General features: G+C 55.4%; 20 protein-coding genes. 15 read left to right on the top strand and 5 right to left on the bottom strand.

The genetic code is table 11. The features are described 5' to 3' along the window. Positions 1-35 precede the first annotated feature (35 nt). From AB4O01_RS21720 to AB4O01_RS21690, 7 genes are all read left to right on the top strand, one after another. Positions 36-218 (top strand): antitoxin PaaA2 family protein, encoded by a 183-nt coding sequence (locus tag AB4O01_RS21720; protein WP_186620749.1) that lies wholly within the window; start codon positions 36-38, stop codon positions 216-218. A 318-nt stretch (positions 219-536) separates the two neighbouring features. Further along, positions 537-836 carry a hypothetical protein gene (locus AB4O01_RS21715; protein WP_186620750.1) on the top strand — a complete coding sequence of 100 codons (300 nt, stop codon included), beginning with the start codon at positions 537-539 and terminating at the stop codon, positions 834-836. Positions 837-1,012: 176 nt separating this feature from the next. After that, complete coding sequence (locus tag AB4O01_RS21710) at positions 1,013-1,174, top strand: YhfG family protein (RefSeq protein ID WP_225919987.1); 162 nt, start codon at positions 1,013-1,015, stop codon at positions 1,172-1,174. A 171-nt stretch (positions 1,175-1,345) separates the two neighbouring features. Continuing rightward, positions 1,346-1,840: a helix-turn-helix domain-containing protein gene (locus AB4O01_RS21705; protein WP_186620751.1), complete on the top strand. Its 495-nt coding sequence runs from the start codon at positions 1,346-1,348 to the stop codon at positions 1,838-1,840. Further along, complete coding sequence (locus AB4O01_RS21700) at positions 1,837-3,111, top strand: type II toxin-antitoxin system HipA family toxin (RefSeq protein ID WP_460089504.1); 1,275 nt, start codon at positions 1,837-1,839, stop codon at positions 3,109-3,111. The genes AB4O01_RS21705 and AB4O01_RS21700 overlap by 4 nt, the downstream gene beginning before the upstream one ends. Positions 3,112-3,483: 372 nt before the next feature. Continuing rightward, entirely contained in the window at positions 3,484-4,545 is a 1,062-nt protein-coding gene (locus tag AB4O01_RS21695) for a hypothetical protein (protein WP_460089502.1), read from the top strand. A gap of 54 nt (positions 4,546-4,599) precedes the next feature. Further along, positions 4,600-6,102 carry a hypothetical protein gene (locus AB4O01_RS21690; RefSeq protein WP_460089501.1) on the top strand — a complete coding sequence of 501 codons (1,503 nt, stop codon included), beginning with the start codon at positions 4,600-4,602 and terminating at the stop codon, positions 6,100-6,102. Between the two features lie 56 nt (positions 6,103-6,158). Here the strand turns inward: AB4O01_RS21690 and AB4O01_RS21685 are convergent, their stop codons facing one another. Both AB4O01_RS21685 and hslO read right to left on the bottom strand, forming a co-directional pair. Then, positions 6,159-7,700 (bottom strand): phosphoenolpyruvate carboxykinase, encoded by a 1,542-nt coding sequence (locus AB4O01_RS21685; protein WP_025110978.1) that lies wholly within the window; start codon positions 7,698-7,700, stop codon positions 6,159-6,161. 181 nt (positions 7,701-7,881) lie between these two features. After that, positions 7,882-8,784: an Hsp33 family molecular chaperone HslO gene (gene hslO, locus AB4O01_RS21680; RefSeq protein WP_093429984.1), complete on the bottom strand. Its 903-nt coding sequence runs from the start codon at positions 8,782-8,784 to the stop codon at positions 7,882-7,884. 105 nt (positions 8,785-8,889) lie between these two features. Here hslO and AB4O01_RS21675 point away from each other — a divergent pair, with 105 nt between their 5' ends. Beyond that, positions 8,890-9,690 (top strand): phosphatase PAP2 family protein, encoded by an 801-nt coding sequence (locus tag AB4O01_RS21675; RefSeq protein WP_093429983.1) that lies wholly within the window; start codon positions 8,890-8,892, stop codon positions 9,688-9,690. 151 nt (positions 9,691-9,841) lie between these two features. Here AB4O01_RS21675 and AB4O01_RS21670 read toward each other — a convergent pair whose 3' ends face one another. Then, the gene (locus tag AB4O01_RS21670) at positions 9,842-10,249 is read right to left on the bottom strand and encodes an RNA-binding S4 domain-containing protein (protein WP_007917939.1); all 408 of its coding nucleotides are present in this window, start codon (positions 10,247-10,249) and stop codon (positions 9,842-9,844) included. A 117-nt stretch (positions 10,250-10,366) separates the two neighbouring features. Between AB4O01_RS21670 and rimA the strand changes: the two genes are divergently transcribed. From rimA to rimK, 3 genes are read left to right on the top strand one after another with little or no spacing between them, the layout of a single operon-like run. Continuing rightward, positions 10,367-11,146 carry a S6 modification regulatory phosphodiesterase RimA gene (gene rimA, locus AB4O01_RS21665; RefSeq protein ID WP_093429982.1) on the top strand — a complete coding sequence of 260 codons (780 nt, stop codon included), beginning with the start codon at positions 10,367-10,369 and terminating at the stop codon, positions 11,144-11,146. 16 nt (positions 11,147-11,162) lie between these two features. Then, a complete protein-coding gene (gene rimB, locus AB4O01_RS21660) occupies positions 11,163-11,642 on the top strand; it encodes a retropepsin-like aspartic endopeptidase RimB (RefSeq protein WP_093429981.1) in 480 nt (159 codons plus the stop codon). Continuing rightward, complete coding sequence (gene rimK, locus AB4O01_RS21655) at positions 11,639-12,544, top strand: 30S ribosomal protein S6--L-glutamate ligase (RefSeq protein WP_007949201.1); 906 nt, start codon at positions 11,639-11,641, stop codon at positions 12,542-12,544. The genes rimB and rimK overlap by 4 nt, the downstream gene beginning before the upstream one ends. A 242-nt stretch (positions 12,545-12,786) precedes the next feature. On the opposite strand, the gene AB4O01_RS21650 is transcribed toward rimK, so the two are convergent. Beyond that, positions 12,787-14,100 (bottom strand): ATP-binding protein, encoded by a 1,314-nt coding sequence (locus tag AB4O01_RS21650; protein ID WP_016986270.1) that lies wholly within the window; start codon positions 14,098-14,100, stop codon positions 12,787-12,789. 113 nt (positions 14,101-14,213) lie between these two features. Then, the gene (gene ompR / locus AB4O01_RS21645) at positions 14,214-14,954 is read right to left on the bottom strand and encodes an osmolarity response regulator transcription factor OmpR (RefSeq protein ID WP_095123420.1); all 741 of its coding nucleotides are present in this window, start codon (positions 14,952-14,954) and stop codon (positions 14,214-14,216) included. A gap of 358 nt (positions 14,955-15,312) precedes the next feature. Between ompR and AB4O01_RS21640 the strand changes: the two genes are divergently transcribed. The 4 genes from AB4O01_RS21640 (at position 15,313) to tauA (ending at position 21,314) form a co-directional block, all read left to right on the top strand. Beyond that, positions 15,313-17,637: a Tex family protein gene (locus tag AB4O01_RS21640; RefSeq protein ID WP_460089498.1), complete on the top strand. Its 2,325-nt coding sequence runs from the start codon at positions 15,313-15,315 to the stop codon at positions 17,635-17,637. Then, positions 17,637-18,020, top strand: a complete 384-nt coding sequence (locus AB4O01_RS21635; RefSeq protein ID WP_053116527.1) for a PaaI family thioesterase — start codon at positions 17,637-17,639, stop codon at positions 18,018-18,020. The genes AB4O01_RS21640 and AB4O01_RS21635 overlap by 1 nt, the downstream gene beginning before the upstream one ends. A 270-nt stretch (positions 18,021-18,290) precedes the next feature. Next, entirely contained in the window at positions 18,291-19,874 is a 1,584-nt protein-coding gene (gene gshA, locus AB4O01_RS21630; protein WP_460089496.1) for a glutamate--cysteine ligase, read from the top strand. 462 nt (positions 19,875-20,336) lie between these two features. Continuing rightward, positions 20,337-21,314 (top strand): taurine ABC transporter substrate-binding protein, encoded by a 978-nt coding sequence (tauA, locus tag AB4O01_RS21625; protein WP_460089494.1) that lies wholly within the window; start codon positions 20,337-20,339, stop codon positions 21,312-21,314. Position 21,315 lies beyond the last annotated feature (1 nt).

The following is a 21,315-nucleotide window of genomic DNA, read 5'->3' as shown; positions in this document are numbered from 1 at the left end:
GTCAGCGCTATATCTCCTTGGGCAGGAATCCAACAATGAATGTTACAAGCGATGAGTTCGATCCACCGAGTGACGAGGATGCCTACAAGGCTTGGTTAATCCGACAGGTTCAAGCCAGCCTTGATGATCCTCGCCCCAGCATTCCCGATGAGGTATCCAGAGCATTGATGGCTGATAAACGCGCTCGTTTAAAACAGAAGGTCGATCAGCGGCGATGACCTATCAAATCTACGTCCCGGTCCTACAAGGACAGACTCCTTGTCTTCTATCGGCTTCGTGTAGCTCATCTCTATAGTCGTGGCTGTCGCTGTCAATTCAGCGGCTCGGGCTTGGTCACCCGATTGGATCGTGTATACGCATGCGCTGTATGCTGCCGGCACTCATTTGCCTGCAGTTTATGGTGACTGTGTTTGGGACACCTTCGGGTGTGCCGGGTATGTGCACGATCCTCACCGGTTGACCAACCCGAACACAGTTGCCTCCTGTCGCTTGGTCACGATGTGGTGGCTTCACCTGAAGCATATGAGGATCAAAAAATGAAAACATGGAATCAATTCACCACCGATCGCTACCGCCCACTCGAATCCAATCTCACCGACACCAAGCCTCTGCTCATCGACACCCAGGCCAACCCGCAAGACATCCTCGAATGCGCCGTCCAGCGCCTGCGCGCTTCAAGCGACCTGCTAAAAACCCTCTACTGCCTAAGCTTCAAACAAGCCGACGTCGAAGACATCCCCCACATCACCCACGCCCTCTATCTGCTGACGCAGGATGGCTGTGACCTGCTGCAAGTCGCACAGCAGCAGATGCTCAACTGGAAGGCTCCAGCCTGAATCGAGTGATCGTATCTCTCTTATGCACTCTGTGAGAGCGATCAAAAAAACGGTAATCAAACATGGGAGCAACCATGAGCAAATTCTTTGATGAGCTGATGGAAAGCGTTATCGAGATGGACGAGATCTTACGCAAAAAGCATCGCGATTCAGACTCGAATGCTGATACGAGCGTTTTGACGTTTCAGCAAAAGCAGGCCCATTACGACAAGGTTCGCCGATCAAACTATTTGGCCAGCCTACGCATTGAAGGTTTTGAAACCACCCCTGCCGATGCTGAAAAGCCACTTTCCTCACGTATGCAGGTTCTCGAAAAGTACCGGCAAAAACCGGGCTGACTAGAGGAAGCGCTAACGTTCAAGTGGCAGTATTCTAGCTATATGAACCGAAAACAGATGGAATAATGCCACTTAACTTCGTTTTTCACGGGTCTTACGGCAAACAGCATCCTTCATCTTAAGTGCTATTATTCTGGCAGTTAAGGTTAAAAAATGAAGGAATACTGCCACATGGCCAAGAAAACAGCGCCGCTTTTGCCCTCCACTGCTCGACTTCTGGTCGACTTAGGCGAACGCCTGAAGCTGGCGCGCCTGCGCCGCAAATTGACGGCCAAGCAAGTCGCTGAACGATCTGGCATGTCGCTGACAACCTTGCGCAATGTGGAGACGGGAGGATCAGGAGTGACCATCGGCGCCTACCTTTCGGTCATGCAAGTGTTGGGATTGGAAAAGGATCTGAACAAACTGGCTGCAGCCGATGAAATGGGTCGCCAATTGCAGGATGCGCAGTTAATGCCTGCAACACGATCCGCAGCGAAAAAGCCCCAGCGAGTACGAGCAGTCAGTGTGGCAAAAAAGGGCGCATCCGAACACGTCGAGACTTCAAACGTTATCGATGCCGCCACTACCACGAAAATTCCGGCTGACTTCCCATTCAACACACACTCACTCTCCAGCCTTTTGAACAAGAAGAAAAAGGCCAGCCCCCCAACAGGTGAAGAATGACGCTGATTGCTGTTTATGCAGACTGGGAATCCTTGAAAGGCGCCAGACGCCTCGGATTTCTACACGCAAGGAAAACACGCAACACCAACGTGTTCGAATTTGAGTACGACCCGAATGCGCTGGCCGATCCCGAGTTGAGTTCCATAACTCTAGACCCGCGCATCGGCCCCTTCGAAGGCCGCCAATTCCCCGGCGAACATCAGAGCCGCTTTGGCGTCTTTGCAGACTCAAGCCCCGATCGTTGGGGCCAACTGCTGATGAAACGCCGCTTGGAAAGGGACATTCGCGACGGCTTGCTTCCCAGCAACAGCAAGTTGTTTGAATCCGATTACCTGCTTGGCGTCCACGACCTGTTCCGTGTCGGCGCCCTTCGCTACAAACTCAATGACGAAGGCAACTTCCTCGACGACCGCGACGGCGTTGCCGCCCCACCCTTTGTCGAGCTACGCGCGTTAGAGCAGGCAAGTCTCGCCCTGGAAAACGACAGGGACAACACAGCCACCGAGGGCCGCGAATGGCTAAGAATGCTCATCGCACCGGGCGGCTCACTGGGCGGCGCCAGACCGAAAGCCAGCGTCGTCGACGAGTTCGGCCAACTGTGGATCGCCAAATTCCCAAGTACGAGGGATGACTACGATGTCGGTGGCTGGGAAATGGTCGTGAACGCTTTGGCAGTCAACTGCGGGTTACGCGTAGCAACCGGCACAGCCCGACGCTACGCAAGCGATCACCACTGCTTCCTGGTGAAGCGTTTCGACCGAACCGCGCGCGGCGGCCGACATCACTTCGCATCAGCCATGACCATGACCAACCGCGTCGACGGCGACGACGCGTCAACCGGCGCCAGCTACCTAGAGTTGGCAGAAGTAATCATGGAGCACGGCTCGGAACCTAACACCGACCTCCGTGAACTCTGGTCACGAATCGTCTTCAACATCCTAGTCTCCAACACCGACGACCACCTGCGAAACCATGGTTTTATCCTGGATCCGGGTCGGGGATGGCGATTGTCAGCAGCGTATGACATGAATCCTGTGGCGCATGCGGATGGGTTGAAGCTGAACATCACTGATTCTGACAATGCGCTGGACTTGGAGCTGGCGAGGGAAGTAGCAGAGTACTTCAGAGTTGACCAAGGAGATGCACAACAGATTATTGAAAGCTTTCAAAAGGTGGTGCGTCAATGGCCAAAGCTGGCTGATGCTTTGGGACTGTCAAGGCGAGAGCAAAATGATATGGCTGCGGCGTTCTTGTTTGCAGCGAGCTCCTAAGGAACATGGCAATCATGTCTAAAAAATGGGTTTCTGAGACCGAGTCATCTCGAGCGCCTCGGATTTGCTAGCCTTGCGAATCAAAAAATGAGTGATGCGCGATCACACGCTCATCCTTACTGCCTTACCCGGCCAAATTTAGCCAAAAAAAGTTATAAGCATCACTGGCAAAATGATGCCACTTACGACTAGTCTCATGCTAGCGTCGACAGCGACAGGTTAAAACGCTTTGCAAGGACAATGGAATGACAAGGAAGATTTAACTATGCCCCTACTAATTTTCAAACTATCAAATCTTCACGTTAGTAAATACAAAATAATTACCGTAGTACATAAATTATAAAGCAGACCAAGTATCTGCAAGGAGAGATCGTGGCCGTTCTTGACAGAAATAGCGTAATCAGCACATGTTTTTTTCACGTCGATATCGAAAAAAACTCTAAAGACAGGATTGCGGTGGATCTGGATAACAAAGATCTTGAAGTTTACCTTGAAACTCTCCTAGTTGAGATAAATAGCAAGGAACAGAAAAGAATCTTCGACTTCAACGAAACACAAACCACATTCAAAACAACCGTAAAATCAGTATCCGAACATGAGAGCCTGGATTACAAATCCTCTGGCGAAAGTCTTGTAGCTCGGCTATTAGAAAAAGAAATAGTTACAAATGAAAAATACAAGCACCTTGGAAAAAAGGGAGACACTCATGTAAAGACCGGTAGCTTCTTACAGTTTGTGTACACTGAAAACGGGAATTTGCGTTTTCTAGGAGTAAAGGTTGATCACTTAGTTATTCTTGACGACATAGATTTCAAAAAAAGAAAAGGATTAAGTTTAACCGAAAAAATATATAAAGCATTTAAGGTTGATTTTGACAAAAGCAAAAAACCCTCCCATGTTTCCATATACGATTCAAAATCTGCGCTAACAAAATATTGGTGGTCGGAATTCCTTGAACTACGCGAAAGAAATACTGACACATACAATACAACGCTTGCCTGTAAAGAAACCATAACAAAACTAGCAGCACTCAAAAAAGATTTCCCTCAAGAATATACAGCTCTAAGAAACGCGACCGTAGTGGCATTCAAACAGACAGGAGCAATGGATTACTTCAAATTCATCAAAACAACCATTGAACACTATACGTCCGAAAGTGAAGGATTTCAGACCGCCAAATTAAAATTACTAACGAAACTGGCAGAGCTTCCAGAGAAAAAGGGATTCGACTCGATGTTCGAATTAGTACCTGGAGCTGTACCGTTTCGAAACATTACATACAAGCTAACCCAAGAAATATCACTTTCTGTTAGAGAGGGAATACTAAAATTATCGGATAAAATTTGGTCAGAAGTCACATCTGACGGAAGAGAACTAGTAGTCATCGAATCCGTCGTCGCGAGACAATTTGAAAGAAAAGAAAGGAAGAAGTAGATGTTTAAGTTGAGGACACTCAAGACAGCATCGACAATAGAAATTCGAGATGTCATGTCAAATTTCTATTTGAGATTGTCCCTACAGAAACACTCTTGGCAGGATATCGAAGAGTTTATCGATCAGTTAAAAAATATATCTATCCGAGATACTTTTGAGTTCAACATCGATCTCGATGGTGCAGATCATACGATCAATTCTGCAACTGAGAACGAAATAAATAGCCTGAGAAAGCATTATGAGGAACACAGCGAGGAGGACGAAGAACTAGATATTCATATAAAAATAGACAAAAAACAAAACAACAATACAATATCAATCTACAACTTAGATGAATTTAGAAGGTATTTAACCTCAAGTTCAATTCTAAAATCCATAGAAATTTTAAGCACTGGTTTCCACGAGAACCAAGAAATTATTTTTGAGGTTTTCGAAGAAATAGAAAACTTTGGTAGCAATACAATAAAGTTTATAAAGCACGAGAAAGAAAAAGAAATCAAACAAACCAAAATAGCACCCTACCGCAAAAAAACTTTAGACCTATTCAAAGAAAACACCACACTTACTAACTTACCTTATACTTTCATTGCTGAAGATTTTAACGTTACCGACTCTCAAAACCTTTATGATTTTGAGAACTTCTTTAACGGTGCAAAAATCATCTACTCCCTAGCTTGCTTATCAAATAGCACAGAAGTTAGCACTGACGATAAAATACGCTTCAAGTTTAATGGTTATAAAAGTTTTTTGACCGACTATCTTAACCCTGAAAAAATACCTGAAGATTGCGATATAGCCTATAAAATATATGCATGGACATTTTCGGACGGGCATTGCTCCGACAAACTAGGCCTGGTTAGAAATATTGTCACTTTAAACAATCTAGGCAACCGATTAAATTTAAACAAAACAACTTGGCACACTATACAATCAAACTATGAAATATATCTAAAAGAAAATATCTCGCAGTATCTCGAGTTAAAGGGAAAGCTTTTAGAGTTAATATCTGAATTTAACAAGCGAGCCTTTGATGCAACGGATAACTTCATTGGTTCATTTCAATCTAGCGCCACCGCTTTCGTAACTTTCATAATATCTGTAGTAGCCATTAACGGACTGAAAGATTCAGGAGCCGACAAAATATTCTCTAAAGAATATTTTCTCATATCAGCTTTTATATGCAGCGCGTCTATATTCTGGCTAATTATATCTCGAGCCGACGCAAAAGACAGAATTAGGTATATAACATCTCAGACAAAAAAATCAATAATAGACAACTATAAGAACATACTTAGCACAAACGAGCTGAGTGAAAGCATCGATCCTGAAATTAAAAGCATAAAAAAGCACACTAATAGCCGAATAAAGAAATACACCCTTCTCTGGATACTATCCATCCTAACCTTTTTCATCGTATTTACTATTGGCTATGTACTGTCAGAGTCAAAGAACATAGATTCAGAAAAAACCAAATATGAAAAACATCAAGACACTGATAAGCCTTCCCATCCCAAAACATTAAATAATTTTAATAAAGAAAATCTGATAAAAATATAATAGCCACAAAAAAGCCGCCCCTAAAGGGCGGCTTTTTCATTCACAACAAACCAATCTTACAACTTCGGCCCTGCAGCCTTGATTGCGTCGCTCACTTCGAACTTCTTGAAGTTCTCGATGAACAGACCGGCCAATGCCTTGGCAGCCTCGTCGTACGCAGCCTTGTCAGCCCAGGTGTTGCGTGGGTTGAGCAGGTTGGTTTCAACGCCCGGTACGGCCAGTGGCACGTCGAGGTTGATGGTGTCGAGGTGTTCGGTGGCTGCACCGATCAGCGCGCCGCTCTGGATCGCTGCGATCACCGCGCGGGTGGTCGGGATGTTGAAGCGTTTGCCGACGCCGTAGCCGCCGCCGGTCCAGCCGGTGTTGACCAGGTAAACCTTGGAGCCGAAGCCGCGGATGCGCTTGATCAGCAGCTCAGCGTATTCGCCAGCCGGACGCGGGAAGAACGGTGCGCCGAAGCAGGTGGAGAAGGTCGACTTGATGCCGCTGCCCGAACCCATTTCAGTCGAGCCAACCAGTGCGGTGTAGCCGGACAGAAAGTGGTAGGCCGCTTGTTCTTCGTTGAGGATCGACACTGGCGGCAGGACGCCGGTCAGGTCGCAGGTCAGGAAGATCACCGCGTTTGGCTCGCCGCCCAGGTTCTTCTCGGAACGCTTGGCAACGTGCTCCAGCGGGTACGCGGCGCGGCTGTTCTGGGTCAGGCTGACATCGGCGTAGTCGGCGTGCTTGGCGTCGTCGATGACAACGTTTTCCAGCACCGCGCCGTGCTTGATGGCTTTCCAGATCACCGGCTCGTTCTTCTCGGAGAGGTCGATGCACTTGGCATAGCAACCGCCTTCGATGTTGAACACCACGCCTTCGCCCCAGCCGTGTTCGTCGTCACCGATCAGGTAACGGCTTTCGTCGGCCGACAGGGTGGTTTTACCGGTGCCCGACAGACCGAAGAACAGGGTCACGTCGCCTTCTTCGCCGATGTTGGCAGCGCAGTGCATTGGCAGCACGTCAGCGGCCGGCAGCAGGAAGTTCTGCACGGAGAACATGGCTTTCTTCATTTCACCGGCGTAACGCATGCCAGCGATCAGGACTTTCTTCTGTGCGAAGTTGAGGATCACGCAACCGTCGGAGTTGGTGCCGTCACGCTCAGGCACGCATTCGAAGTTGGCCACGTTGAGCACTTGCCACTCTTCACGACCGGCCGGGTTGTACTGGGCCGGGTTGATGAACAGGCAACGACCGAACAGATTCTGCCAGGCAGTCTGGGTGGTCATTTTCACGGCCAGGTAGTGATCTTCCGCCGCGCCTACATGCACGTGGGACACAAAGTGCTCTTGCGCGTTGTTGAAGGCTTCTACGCGAGCCCACAGCGCGTCGAACTTGTCGGCCGGGAACTTGCGGTTGATCGGGCCCCAGGCGATAGCGGCCTGGGTGGAAGGCTCTTCAACGATGAAACGGTCAACAGGCGAACGACCGGTGCGGTGACCAGTGCGAACAACCAGAGCGCCGGTATCGGCAAGCTCGCCCTCACCGCGGTTCAGGGCTTCTTTAACCAGATCATCAACACTCAGATCGGTGTACACGGCGTTATTGGCTTGCGTCATGAGGTTCCCCGTCGGCCAGTGGCCGAGTGTGCTCCAAACGTTTTGTAGTAGAAAGTCGTGCACTACTACCGCGAAAAAAGTGGGCCGGATTATGCCAGAAAAGCCCAAAAAGAGTAGGGTCCTCCCGTCGTAACGGCGAAATTCCGTCGTTACGCAGTGAATTTACCTGCGCTGAACCGTTTTAGTGCCGGGTATCTGACGGCGTGTCGACGCCTGCGCCAGCGAACAATTGAGCAATATCGGCTGCGTCGAACAGGTACTGCTGGTTGCAGAACTGGCAATCGATCTCGACAGTGCCGCCGTTCTCTTGAACCAATTGCTGTGCATCCTCAAGACCCAGACTGACCAGCGCGTTGCCCGAACGCTCGCGTGAGCAGGTGCAACGGAAGCGCAGATTCTGCACATCGAACAGGCGCACCTGCTCCTCATGGTAGAGGCGATGCAGGACGGTTTCGTTGTCCAGGCTCAACAACTCATCGGCGGTCAGCGTGCTCGCCAGTGCCGTGAGGTGCTGCCAGCTGGCGGCGCGCTCTTCTTCGTCTTTCAGGCGATCGGCCGGCAGTTGTTGCAGCAGCATTCCGCGGGCGCGGCGGCCGTCAGCGAACAACTTGAAGCGCGTGCCGACTTGTTGCGACATGACGAAATAGTTGGTGAAGCACTCAGACAGGGTTTCGCCATCAAGATCGACGATGCCCTGGTAACGCTGGCCGATCGTCGGGTCGACGGTCAGGGTCAGGTCACCGCCCGGCATCAGGTCGGCAAGGCTCGCGTCCGGCTTGATCCGCTCAGCGTCATAACGCGCCAGACCACGGATCTCGCGCTCGCTGGAGCATTCGATCATCAGCAGCGGGATCGGCCCTTCGGAACGCGCCTGCAGAATCAGCAAGCCATCGAACTTCAGCGTGCCCACCAGCAACGAGGCGGCCGCCATCAATTCGCCCAGCAATTGCGCCACCGGCTCCGGGTACGGGTGCTTGGCGAGGACTTCGGCGTAGCTGCGTTCAAGCGCAACCAGTTCGCCGCGCGTGTCGCTGTCATCGAAGATGAAACGTTGGGTGAAATCGGTATCCGCTAGCTCGGTCATAATTTTGGGTATCTGAATGTGGTGACAAAATGGTTACAAGGCGTGAAAATTTGCGCTTCTTGGCACTCTTTTTGGTGCCGACTGCTCTGCCATGGGAGGCATTTTATGAACAATCCGGGTTTGTTCCAATCTAGGTGGAACCTCGGCCGGCTGGTTCTGTGCAACGTAGTGCCACTGGCGCTACTGGCTTTCTGGTTATGGCCTACGGGCAACTCGCTGTGTGTGATTTTCGACGAGTGGCTGTTCCGCTTGCTCAATGCACCGCTGGCCAGCAACCCGATATGGCTCCACATCTGGGCAATTGCAAGTCTGCGTCCGTTCGACATCGTTGTCGGTCTGATCTTGCTGACGCTGCTGATCAAGGGCGACTGGGTCTTCAAGGCAATTGATGTGCGTCGTGCGTTCTTCGGTTTTTTCTCGATCCTGCTATTGATGGTGGTGATTCGCGCACTGTTTTCCAAATTCGCCGACCACATGGACTGGCAGCACAGCAGCCCGTCGATGGTGCTGGAAGGCGCGGTGCATATCAGCGATTACTTCCCGCACATGGAGAAGACCTGGGAGCTGAAGGATCGCTCGAGCCAGAGCTTTCCCGGTGACCATGCTTCGGTGCTGCTGATCTGGGCGCTGTTCATGGGCGTGTTCAGCCGCACGGTCGGGCAGTTTGTGGCGATCTGGGGTCTGGCACTGTTGTTCATGCTGCCGCGTCTGGTGGCCGGTGCGCATTGGGGTCAGGACGATTACATCGGCGGTATGCTGCTGGCGGTGTGGGCGTTGGGCTGGGGTTACTACACACCGTTTGCTTATCACGCCTCGAATTTCTGGCTGAAGGTGACTTCGCCGATTTTCAATCTGCTGAGCAAGTTGCCGCTGGTTTCGCGAATGAGTGTGGTGCGTAGCGCCTGATACCGAGCTGTCTTCGGCGAGGGCTGCGCCCTCGATTCGCAAGCAGGCTCGCTCCCACAATTGATCAAGTATCCACTGGAGGAACCGGATCTACTGTGGGAGCAACCTTGCTCGCGAAGAAGCCAGCACAAGCAGCCCGGAAACGTCGCGCTTACTCGTCGTTGCTGCTACCCCGAAACTTGAACAAATCCCGCCGCTGCTTCTTGCTCGGCTTGCCGTCGGTACTCACACCCAACGCCCCCGCCTTGCGCATTGCCGCGGCCGCTTCACGTTTGGCAATACTCGCCTCGGTCTCCGCGTACAACGTCTGCGCCTCCGGTGCGCCGCGCCGCACAATCGACAACGCCTCGACCTTCACCGTACGCACCTCGAACCCGGTACGAATCTCGAACTCATCGCCAATGCGCGGCTCTTTGCCAGGCTTGCAGCGCTCACCGCGACAATGCACCTTGCCGCTTTCGATCGCCGCTTTGGCCAAGGCACGGGTTTTGTAAAAACGCGCGGCCCATAGCCACTTGTCGAGACGAACCTTGTCGTCCTCTTCGCTTTTTTGCGCCATTTGAATTCCTCGTTCAGCCAGTAGTCGGAACTGTACTACCGTTTCTGTCGGGCGCAACAACTCGGCCCTCCAGATAGACTGTGATCTTGGCCGGTGCACCGGCATGGGGGTGCTCGAATGACTAAATTTCCCTCTTCATTGACTTCGACTCACACCGGTTGCCAGGGCTGCCAGCACAGTGAACCGTTGGGTTTCGATTTTGACTTTGCCTATCAACCCATCGTGGATCTGCGCGATCAGTCGGTTTTCGCCCATGAAGCGTTGGTCCGTGGGGTGAGCGGTGAAGGCGCATTCACTGTGTTGAATCAGGTTACAGAAGAAAACCGCTACCGCTTCGACCAGCTCTGCCGGACCCGCGCCATCAAAGGTGCGGCTGATCTTAATATGCAGACACACTTGTCGATCAACTTCATGCCCAACGCCGTCTATCGTCCAGAGCTGTGCATTCGCAGTACGCTCGAAGCGGCAAAAAAGCACTGTTTCCCGCTCGACCGACTGATTTTTGAAACCCTGGAAAGCGAGCACGTAGATAACTATCGCCATTTGACCAATATTCTGCGTGAATACCGCGAATTCGGCTTCAAGACCGCCATCGACGATTTCGGTGCCGGTCATTCGGGGCTCAATCTGCTGGCTGATTTTCAACCGGACCTGATCAAACTCGACATGGCGCTGATCCGCGATGTCGATCAAGACCGTGTTCGTCAGGTGATCGTTCGGGGGATTGTCACAATCTGTGCGGAGTTGGACGTTACAGTCATTGCCGAAGGCATTGAGAGCGCCGGTGAACGGGATTTCCTGGCGGACTGTGGAATATTTCTGATGCAGGGCTACTGGTTCGCCAAACCTGCATTCAAAGCGTTGGCCCGGGTTTCGCCTGAGGCCTGGACGCGTTAATCGTTGGTTTTTTCTATTGAAGACATTTGACCATTTGACCGTTGTCGGTCTGCGCGAGTGGGTGGCGCTCCCGGATTTGGGAGTCGCAGGCCTGCGAGCGAAAATCGACACCGGCGCCAGCACCTCCAGCCTGCATGCCACCGACATCGAGCCGTTCGAACGCGACGGCCAGAAGTGGGTACGTTTCACCGCGCACCTGGGCACGGTGGTGCAATTGCGTCACCGCCGCTGCGAGGCACCACTGGTGACGCGCAAAACCATCAAAAGCTCCAACGGCCATGCCCAGGAGCGCTATGTGATTAGCACCACTCTGGCCCTGGGTGATCGGGTCTGGCCGATCGAGTTCACCCTCGCCTGCCGCAAGTCCATGCGCTATCGCCTGTTGCTCGGTTCCAAAGCCCTGATCGATGGCCATCTGGTCGTCAATCCGGGCATCAAGTATGTACAAGACAAGCCGGTGTTCCCGGTATCTACCTCTTCCACAGGTGTTGCATGAAGATCGCTGTGCTGTCGCGGAACCCGCGTCTGTATTCCACCCGCCGTCTGGTCGAAGCCGGAACCGAGCGCGGGCATGAAATGGTAGTGATCGACACCTTGCGCGCCTACATGAACATCGCCAGCCACAAGCCGCAGATCCACTATCGCGGCAAACCGCTGGAGGGTTTCGACGCGGTGATTCCGCGGATCGGTGCGTCGGTGACGTTTTATGGCTGCGCGGTGTTGCGTCAGTTCGAAATGATGGGGGTGTTCCCGCTCAACGAATCGGTGGCCATCGCCCGTTCACGGGACAAGTTGCGTTCGCTGCAACTGCTGTCGCGGCGCGGCATCGGTCTGCCGGTGACCGGTTTTGCTCACTCGCCGGATGACATTCCCGACCTGATCGACATGGTCAACGGCGCGCCACTGGTGATCAAGGTGCTGGAAGGCACGCAGGGCATCGGTGTGGTGTTGTGCGAAACCGCGACCGCCGCCGAATCGGTGATCGAGGCGTTCATGGGCCTGAAGCAGAACATCATGGTTCAGGAGTACATCAAGGAAGCGGGCGGTGCGGATATTCGCTGCTTCGTGGTCGGTGACAAGGTCATCGCAGCGATGAAGCGTCAGGCCAAGCCGGGCGAGTTCCGCTCCAACCTGCATCGTGGCGGCAGCGCCAGCCTGATCAAGATCACCCCGGAAGAGCGCATGACCGCATTGCGCGCGGCCAAGGTCATGGGCCTGGCGGTGGCGGGTGTGGATATCCTGCGTTCCAATCACGGGCCGCTGGTGATGGAAGTGAACTCGTCGCCGGGGCTGGAAGGGATCGAGACCACTACCGGCAAGAATGTGGCGGGGATCATCATTGAACATCTTGAGAAGAATGGCGGGCCGAATATGACCCGGACCAAAGGCAAGGGCTAGAGCGAAGAGCTAGAGCTAAGAGCAAGAGCCCCTCATCGGAACGCCGCCCGCCTAACCCTCTCCCGAAGGGAGAGGGGACTGATTGGGGGATATTGAAGAACTACGCCGACCTGATCCTGCTGTGCCGAATCCACAATCGCCCCAGTCTTTCAGGTCGATGTATAACGCCAGACACCTCGGTCAGCTCCCTCTCCCTCGGGGAGAGGGCTGGGCGGGCGGCGTTCCGATGAGGGGCTTTTGATCTACACAGCATCCCGCGGCAGCATCAATCCCAACGGCAGCCGCACCCGCGCTTCCAGTCCACCCCCGGACCGATTGCGCAATTCAACATTGCCGCCATGCATCGAAGCAATCCGCTTCACAATCGCCAACCCCAAGCCGGTGCCCTTACCGCCCCGGGCACGATCGCCTCGGGTAAACGGGTTGAAAATCGCTTCAAGTTCCGAAGGATCAATCCCCGCGCCGCGGTCCATCACGCTCAGCACCACATACGGCGCACTGACGTCACCGGACACATAAGCGGCTACCTCAACGCTGCCACCGGCATGGTTCAAGGCGTTGCCGATCAGGTTATTGAGCAAGCGCTTCATCGAGACCCGACGCAGCGGGAACGGCTGAATCGGCTCCAGACGCAAACGCACTTTCTCTTCATTCTGGTTGTATGGCGCCGCCACCTCGCGCACCAGATCAGTCAGATCCACCTCTTCCACCGACTCGTCACGACCATCGCGAATAAACGCGAGAAACTGGTCGAGAATCGCATCCATGTCTTCGATGTCCCGGACCATGTCGTCCGTCAGGTCATTTCGGTCGCCCATCAATTCCAGCGACAGCCGCAAGCGGGTCAACGGTGTGCGCAAGTCGTGGGACACGCCGGCCAACATCAATTCACGCTCGCGACCGGCCTGTTCGACGTCTTCCGCCATCTGGTTGAAAGCGCGATAGACCTCGGTCATCTCGCTCGGTGTATCGCTGATCGGCAGCCGCACGCTACGACCCTGACCAAGCTGCCGGGCGGCATACACCAGACGTTTCAACGGCTGGTTGAGCTGACTGACGAAAATCCATGCAGAGGCTGTCGAGAGCAAGCCGATGGCGAGGAACCAGCCGAGCACGTTCCAGATTTTCTGGCCACGCAACGGGTGCGGATACAACGGCACCTTCAACCAGCCATCACCGAGGCTCGGCGCGCGCACCCACAACGCTGGCGGCGAGTGCATGCGCAAACGCACTTCAGTGTCGGCGCCCAACTCCGCCTGCATTTGTCGCTGATAGATTTCGCTGTACGGCCAGTGCTGTTCGCCTTCCGGCACACCGGCGCCGACCACCCGGATCAGGGTCGCCGCATCAGCAATCTTTGCGCGGTTCTCTTCATCCGCAGCCCAATAGGCACGCAGCGTCAGGGCGACGCCATGGCTGTATTGGCGATCCACCAGCACGTCCTCGTTCATCAATAGATAAACCAGGGTCAGCGCCTTGGAAAACAGCACGACGATGAGCACCAGCCAAAGGGTGCGGGAGAAAAAACTTTGGGGGAACCAGACAGGGGTTTTCATCTATAACCGCTACACACTTGCAGGAGCGAGCAATGCTCGCATATTGCGGATTGCGAGTCTGCGGGCATGGCCGTTCGACCAAAACCTGCAGACCCGCTCCTACAAATCGCCGATCACTTGGTGGCGGCGCCATCCGGTACGAACACGTAGCCCACACCCCAGACAGTCTGGATATAGCGCGGCTTCGATGCATCAGGCTCGATCATGCGGCGCAGACGGGAAATCTGCACGTCGATGGAACGCTCGAGGGCATCCCACTCGCGGCCACGGGCCAGGTTCATCAGTTTGTCGCGGGTCAGCGGCTGACGCGCGTTCATCACCAGGGCCTTGAGTACCGCAAACTCACCGGTGGTGAGCATGTGCACTTCGTCGCCGCGTTTTAGTTCGCGGGTGGCCAGCGACAACACGTAATCACCGAAGGTGACGTTTTCGTCTTCGCTGCCCGGCGCGCCCGGTACTGGTGCGGCCTGACGACGCAGAACAGCTTTGACCCGCGCCATCAGCTCGTCCGGGTTGAACGGCTTGGCCAGATAATCGTCGGCGCCCAGTTCCAGACCCTTGATACGGCTCATCTCATCGCCCTTGGCGGTGAGCATGATGATCGGGATCTGGTTGTTCGCGGCCCGCAGACGCCGGCACGCGGTCAGACCGTCTTCACCGGGCAGCATCAGGTCGAGGACGACCAGATTGAAAACTTCACGCGACAGCAGACGATCCATCTGCTCGGTGTTCGGTACGGTACGGGCGCGATAGCCCTTGCTGACGAAAAAACGTTCCAGCAGGCTGCTTAAGCCCGGATCGTCGTCAACGATGAGAATTTTTTCGCCTTCAGCAGTTTGTGCAGTGCTGCTCATTGGATGCTCCTTTTAGCTCGGCGCGCATTATGGCGTAGCTGCCGTTATACGCACCGTGTGCATTGTTAGCAGATTTTTCCTTCACTGCCAGAAAACCGGGGTTTATGCCTACAGACTGCGACGCCCCCGAATGACAGAACGCTGGTTATAATGCGCGGCGTTTTGTGCCAGGCAACGTCTGAATCGTTACCGCAGGTGGCAGGCTTTTTTTCCTGCCGCGCGCAGTAATTGTTCGATTTCACGGGTCAATGGGCTGCCTTTTGACCCAGGCAGCGGCAATTTTCTAGCCGCTCAACCAGACTCCGGGCCTTTATTTCCGTGCCTGCGAGCCTGATTTCACAATATGTCAGGTGGTTTTATGGACAGCATCAACAGCCGCATTGCCGAGGAACTCGGCGTACGCCCACAACAGGTCGAAGCGGCCGTCGCGCTACTCGATGAAGGCTCTACCGTTCCCTTCATCGCCCGTTACCGGAAAGAAGTCACCGGCAGCCTCGATGACACCCAGTTGCGTCATCTGGAAGAGCGCCTGCGCTACCTGCGAGAACTCGACGAACGGCGCATCAGCATCCTCGCCAGCATCGAAGAGCAAGGCAAACTCACCCCTGCCCTCGAGCGCGACATCAAACTCGCCGACACCAAGACTCGCCTCGAAGACTTGTATCTGCCGTACAAGCAGAAGCGCCGTACCAAGGGCCAGATCGCCCTGGAAGCCGGCCTCGGCGACTTGGCCGATGGCCTGTTCAACGACCCCAACCTGACCCCGGAAACCGAAGCCGCACGCTTCGTCGATGCCGAAAAAGGCGTGGCCGACGTGAAGGCTGCGCTCGAAGGCGCCAAATACATCCTCATGGAACGCTTCGCAGAAGACGCCAGCCTGCTGGAGAAACTGCGTAACTACCTGAAACAGGAAGCGACCCTCAGTGCCCGCGTCATCGCTGGCAAGGAAGAGGAAGGCGCCAAATTCCGCGATTACTTCGAACACGACGAACCGCTGAAAAGCATGCCGTCGCACCGCGCGCTGGCGATTTTCCGTGGCCGCAACGAAGGCATCCTCAGCTCCGCGCTGAAAGTCGGCGACGAGCTGCCGGGCACCATGCACCCGTGCGAGGGCATGATCGGCCAGCAATTCAACATCCAGAATCAGAACCGCCCGGCCGACAAATGGCTCGGCGAAGTGGTGCGCTGGACGTGGAAGGTCAAGCTCTACACCCATCTGGAAACCGACCTGCTCGGCGAGCTGCGTGACGGCGCCGAAACCGAAGCGATCAACGTCTTCGCCCACAACCTGCACGACTTGCTGCTGGCTGCGCCGGCCGGCCCGCGCGCAACCCTGGGCCTCGACCCGGGCTTGCGTACCGGCTGCAAGGTCGCAGTGGTCGATTCGACCGGAAAACTGCTCGATCACGCCACGGTCTACCCGCACGTGCCGCACAACAAATGGGATCAGACCATCGCCATTCTGGCCGCCCTGTGCGCCAAGCATTCGGTTGACCTGATCGCCATCGGCAACGGCACCGCCAGCCGCGAGACCGACAAACTGGCAATCGAGCTGATCAAAAAATATCCAGCGATGAAAATGACCAAGGTCATGGTTTCCGAGGCCGGTGCATCGGTGTACTCGGCATCGGAACTGGCGGCCAAGGAATTCCCGGATCTGGATGTGTCGATCCGCGGCGCGGTGTCCATCGCCCGTCGTCTGCAGGATCCGCTGGCCGAGCTGGTGAAAATCGATCCGAAATCCATTGGTGTCGGCCAGTACCAGCACGACGTTTCGCAGTTGAAACTGGCGCGTGGTCTGGACGCTGTGGTCGAGGACTGCGTGAACGCCGTTGGCGTTGATGTGAACACTGCTTCGGTGGCGCTGTTGGCGCGGATCTCCGGCCTCAACGCGACGCTGGCGCAAAACATCGTCACGCACCGCGACGAACACGGTGCGTTCAAAACCCGCGCAGCGCTGAAGAAAGTCGCGCGTCTGGGCGAAAAAACCTTCGAACAGGCGGCCGGTTTCTTGCGCGTGATGAACGGCGACAACCCGCTGGACTCGTCGGCGGTGCACCCGGAAGCCTACCCGCTAGTGCAGCGCATTGCCGCTGAAACCGACCGCGACATTCGCTCGCTGATTGGCGATGCCGCGTTCCTCAAGCGTCTGGATCCGAAGAAATTCACCGACGAAACCTTCGGCCTGCCGACCGTGACCGACATCCTGCAAGAGCTGGAAAAACCCGGCCGCGACCCGCGTCCGGAGTTCAAGACTGCCGAGTTCCAGGAAGGCGTTGAAGACCTCAAAGACCTGCAACTGGGGATGATCCTCGAAGGCGTCGTCACCAACGTGACCGCATTCGGTGCCTTCGTCGACATCGGCGTGCATCAGGACGGTCTGGTGCACATCTCGGCGCTGTCGGAGAAGTTCATCAAGGATCCGCGTGAAGCGGTGAAGGCCGGCGATGTGGTGAAAGTGAAGGTCATGGAAGTCGACATCCCGCGCAAACGCGTTGGCCTGTCGATGCGCATGGGCGACACCCCGGGCGAGAAGATCGACGGCGCCCGTGGCTCGCGTCCAGGCTCGGCGCAACGCCAGCCTTCGAACAACGCGCCGCGCAAGGAAACTGCGACCGCAACGCCAGTGAACAACGCGATGGCCTCGCTGTTCGCCAATGCCAAGCAGTTGAAGAAACGCTGATGGAGATTCCGGCCGGGCTCGTCGAGAGCGCGTTTTTCAAGCTGTTGGGCTGCCGCCTGCACAGCCTGGAAACCGGGGTGGCGCAAGTCGCCCTGGTGCTGGAACCGGAACTGCGCAATCGCGGCGGAAAATTGCACGGTGGCGCGCTGTTCAGTCTGGTCGATATCGCCATGGGGCTGGCCTGTTCCAGCACTCATGGCTTCGATCAGCAGAGCGCGACCATCGAGTGCAAGATCAACTATATCCGCGCCGTTTCCGACGGTGAGGTCATGTGCACGGCGCGGGTGATTCACCCGGGCCGACGTACTTTGGTGGTCGAAGCCGACGTGATGCAGGGCGACAAACTGGTCGCAAAAGCGCAAGGCACGTTCGCTGTCCTGTAGCTACCGGTCATCATTTTGAGTTAATTTCGGCGCAACGAACCTTGTGGGAGCGAGCTTGCTCGCGAAGGCGGTGTGTCAGGCAACCGAAATGTTGGCTGATAAACCCTCTTCGCGAGCAAGCTCGCTCCCACAGGGATTGTGCAGTTCTTGACTGACCGGCAAATGGCCTGCCGCTACAAAACCAGGCGAAAACGCCAGTTTCAACTTCACCCTTGTAGACCGTCTTGCCCACCCCCATATTGGGGCGACTGACGCGTGAAGGAATCCAAATTGAGCGAACTTCTCAACCGCCGCCTGGCTCTGCTCGGCGAGCGCGCTAACCTCTCTCTGCTCGAGCAGTGCCTGCACGGTATCGAACGTGAATGCCTGCGCGTGACCAGCGAAGGTCGCCTGGCGCAAACGCCGCACCCCGAAGCCTTGGGTTCCGCGCTGACCAACGAACAGATCACCACCGACTACTCCGAGTCGCTGCTGGAATTCATCACGCCCGCCCTGCCCGACCCGGCTGATACCTTGGCGAGCCTGGACAAGATTCACCGTTTTGCCTACAGCAAACTCGGCAACGAGTACCTGTGGAGTCCATCGATGCCGTGCCCGTTGCCGGCCGAGGAAGACATCCCGATCGCCTATTACGGCACCTCCAACATCGGTCAGCTCAAGTACGTCTATCGCAAGGGCCTGGCCCTGCGCTACGGCAAGACCATGCAGTGCATCGCCGGGATTCACTACAATTTCTCCCTGCCGGAAAAGCTCTGGCCACTGCTGCGCGAAACCGAAGGTTTTGTCGGCACGGATCGCGATTTCCAGTCAACGTCCTATATCGCGCTGATCCGTAATTTCCGTCGCTACAGCTGGCTGCTGATGTACCTGTTCGGTGCCTCGCCTGCGCTGGACGCCGGTTTCCTGCGCGGTCGGTCGCATCAGTTGGAACAGCTCGATCCGGACACCTTGTATCTGCCATACGCGACCAGCCTGCGCATGAGCGACCTTGGTTACCAGAGCAACGCCCAGGCCGGTCTGACGCCGTGCTACAACGATCTGGCAAGCTACACCGACAGTCTGCGCAAAGCCGTGGCCACGCCATACGCACCGTACGTTGAAGTCGGCACGCACCAGGATGGCGAGTGGGTTCAGCTCAACACCAACATCCTGCAGATCGAAAACGAGTACTACTCCAACATCCGCCCGAAACGCGTGACCTACACCGGTGAGCGGCCGATTCAGGCGCTGGTGGCCCGTGGCATTCAGTACGTTGAAGTGCGTTGCCTGGACATCAACCCGTTCCTGCCAATGGGCATCGACCTCACCGAGTCGCGCTTCCTCGACGCGTTCCTGCTGTATTGCGCGTTGAACGACAGCCCGTTGCTGACCAATACCTCGTGCGGCAACGCCACCTCGAACTTCCTCAGCGTGGTCAAGGAAGGTCGTCGTCCAGGCCTGCAATTGCAGCGTGACGGTGAATCGGTGGAGATGAAGACCTGGGCGGCCGAACTGCTGGAGCAGATCGCTCCGCTGGCGGCGTTGCTGGATCAGAGCCATGGCGGCGATGCCCATAGCAAGGCGCTGGACGCGCAACTGGCCAAGGTCAGCGATCCGTCCCTGACACCTTCGGCGCAAGTGCTGGCGGCGATGGCAGAGCACAAGGAAAGCTTTGCGCAGTTCTCGTTGCGTCAGAGTCAGGCACATGCCGAGTTTTTCCGCAGCGAACCACTGGCGGCGGATGAGCAGGCGAAGTTTGAGGAGTTGGCGCGTACTTCTCTGGCAGCGCAGGCTGAGCTGGAGCAGAACGAAGTCGGTGATTTCGACGTATTCGTCGGGTCGTATCAGGCAAGCATTCTCGCAATCAGCAACTAAAAGCCCCTCACCCTAGCCCTCTCCCGGAGGGAGAGGGGACTGACCGCGGTGTTGATACGAAGTACGCCGACTTGAAATATCCAGCCGAAATCAGGCCTTGAAAAGCACAGAGATCGGCCCCCTTTCCCCCTCGCCCCCTTGGGGGCGGTCCGACGTTTCGGGAGGGCTGGGGTGAGGGGGCAAAGATCTAACGCCGAACGCAAGATCCGAAATATCCACAATTCTGATCGTTCCCACGCTCCGCGTGGTAACGCCTCAAGGGACGCTCTGCGTCCAGGTGACGCGGAGCGTCACCGGCTGCATTCCCACGCAGAGCGTGGGAACGATCTACCCCCCCAATCCCACCAAGCCTTAGATTTTTCCGCTCATAAGCTCATTCTAAAAAGTTATTTATTTACTGATTCTTAGATCATTTAGTCTCCTTTCACGCCGACGTTCGGTCGCCTGATATGGAGCTGTTCAATGAAACTGAATTTCCCGCTTCGCCTGCTCGCCCTAGCCTCTCTGGCTGCCGCGAGTTTTCTGGCCCAGGCCGCCGACCTTACCGTCGCCTACCAAACCACCGTTGACCCGGCGAAAGTCGCCCAGGCCGACGGCGCCTACGAAAAAGCCACCAAAGCCGACATCGCCTGGCGCAAGTTCGACAACGGCGCCGACATCATCGCCGCCATCGCCTCCGGTGACGTGCAGATCGGCTATCTCGGTTCGAGCCCGCTGACCGCCGCGATCACGCGCAAAGTCCCGGTCGAAACTTTCCTCATCGCCACGCAGATCGGCGCCGCTGAAGCACTGGTCGCGCGCGACGGTTCCGGCATCAAGACGCCACAGGATCTGATCGGCAAGAAAATCGCCGTGCCATTCGTATCGACCGGTCACTACAGCCTGCTCGCCGCGCTGAAGCACTGGAACATCGACCCGTCGAAGGTCACCGTGCTCAACCTCGCCCCGCCAGCGATCATTGCCGCGTGGAAACGCGGTGACATCGATGCCACCTACGTGTGGGATCCGGCACTCGGCGTGGCCAAGGAAAACGGCAAAGTGCTGATCACCTCCGGCGAACTGGCCAAGTTTGGCGCGCCGACCTTCGATGCGTGGATCGTGCGCAAAGACTTCGCCGAGAAGCACCCGGAAATCGTCACCGCGTTCGCCAAGGTCACCCTCGACGCCTACGCCGACTACCGCAAAGACCCGAAAGCCTGGCTCGCCGATCAGTCCAACGTCGACAAACTGGTGAAACTCTCCGGTGCCAAGGCCAGCGACATTCCGCTGTTGCTGCAAGGCAACGTCTACCCGCTGGCGGCGGACCAGGTCGTCAGCCTCGGCGCGCCGACCACCAAAGCCATCACTGACACCGCCGCGTTCCTCAAGGAGCAAGGCAAGGTCGAAGTGGTTCTGCCGGACTACGCGCCATACGTCAGCGCCAAATACATCACCAACTGAT

It is taken from the genome of Pseudomonas sp. S2_E02 (assembly GCF_054668355.1).
The sequence above is the reverse complement of the archived record's forward strand: the minus strand, read 5'-3'. Positions and strand labels throughout refer to the sequence as shown.

Coding starts and splice junctions, on each gene's coding strand:
- AB4O01_RS21720 (WP_186620749.1), top strand. CDS start 36: ATGAATGTTACAAGCGATGAGTTCGATCCACCGAGTGACGAGGATGCC.
- AB4O01_RS21715 (WP_186620750.1), top strand. CDS start 537: ATGAAAACATGGAATCAATTCACCACCGATCGCTACCGCCCACTCGAA.
- AB4O01_RS21705 (WP_186620751.1), top strand. CDS start 1,346: ATGGCCAAGAAAACAGCGCCGCTTTTGCCCTCCACTGCTCGACTTCTG.
- AB4O01_RS21700 (WP_460089504.1), top strand. CDS start 1,837: ATGACGCTGATTGCTGTTTATGCAGACTGGGAATCCTTGAAAGGCGCC.
- AB4O01_RS21690 (WP_460089501.1), top strand. CDS start 4,600: ATGTCAAATTTCTATTTGAGATTGTCCCTACAGAAACACTCTTGGCAG.
- AB4O01_RS21685 (WP_025110978.1), bottom strand. CDS start 7,700: ATGACGCAAGCCAATAACGCCGTGTACACCGATCTGAGTGTTGATGAT.
- hslO (WP_093429984.1), bottom strand. CDS start 8,784: ATGACCGAGCTAGCGGATACCGATTTCACCCAACGTTTCATCTTCGAT.
- AB4O01_RS21675 (WP_093429983.1), top strand. CDS start 8,890: ATGAACAATCCGGGTTTGTTCCAATCTAGGTGGAACCTCGGCCGGCTG.
- AB4O01_RS21670 (WP_007917939.1), bottom strand. CDS start 10,249: ATGGCGCAAAAAAGCGAAGAGGACGACAAGGTTCGTCTCGACAAGTGG.
- rimA (WP_093429982.1), top strand. CDS start 10,367: ATGACTAAATTTCCCTCTTCATTGACTTCGACTCACACCGGTTGCCAG.
- rimK (WP_007949201.1), top strand. CDS start 11,639: ATGAAGATCGCTGTGCTGTCGCGGAACCCGCGTCTGTATTCCACCCGC.
- AB4O01_RS21650 (WP_016986270.1), bottom strand. CDS start 14,100: ATGAAAACCCCTGTCTGGTTCCCCCAAAGTTTTTTCTCCCGCACCCTT.
- ompR (WP_095123420.1), bottom strand. CDS start 14,954: ATGAGCAGCACTGCACAAACTGCTGAAGGCGAAAAAATTCTCATCGTT.
- AB4O01_RS21640 (WP_460089498.1), top strand. CDS start 15,313: ATGGACAGCATCAACAGCCGCATTGCCGAGGAACTCGGCGTACGCCCA.
- AB4O01_RS21635 (WP_053116527.1), top strand. CDS start 17,637: ATGGAGATTCCGGCCGGGCTCGTCGAGAGCGCGTTTTTCAAGCTGTTG.
- tauA (WP_460089494.1), top strand. CDS start 20,337: ATGAAACTGAATTTCCCGCTTCGCCTGCTCGCCCTAGCCTCTCTGGCT.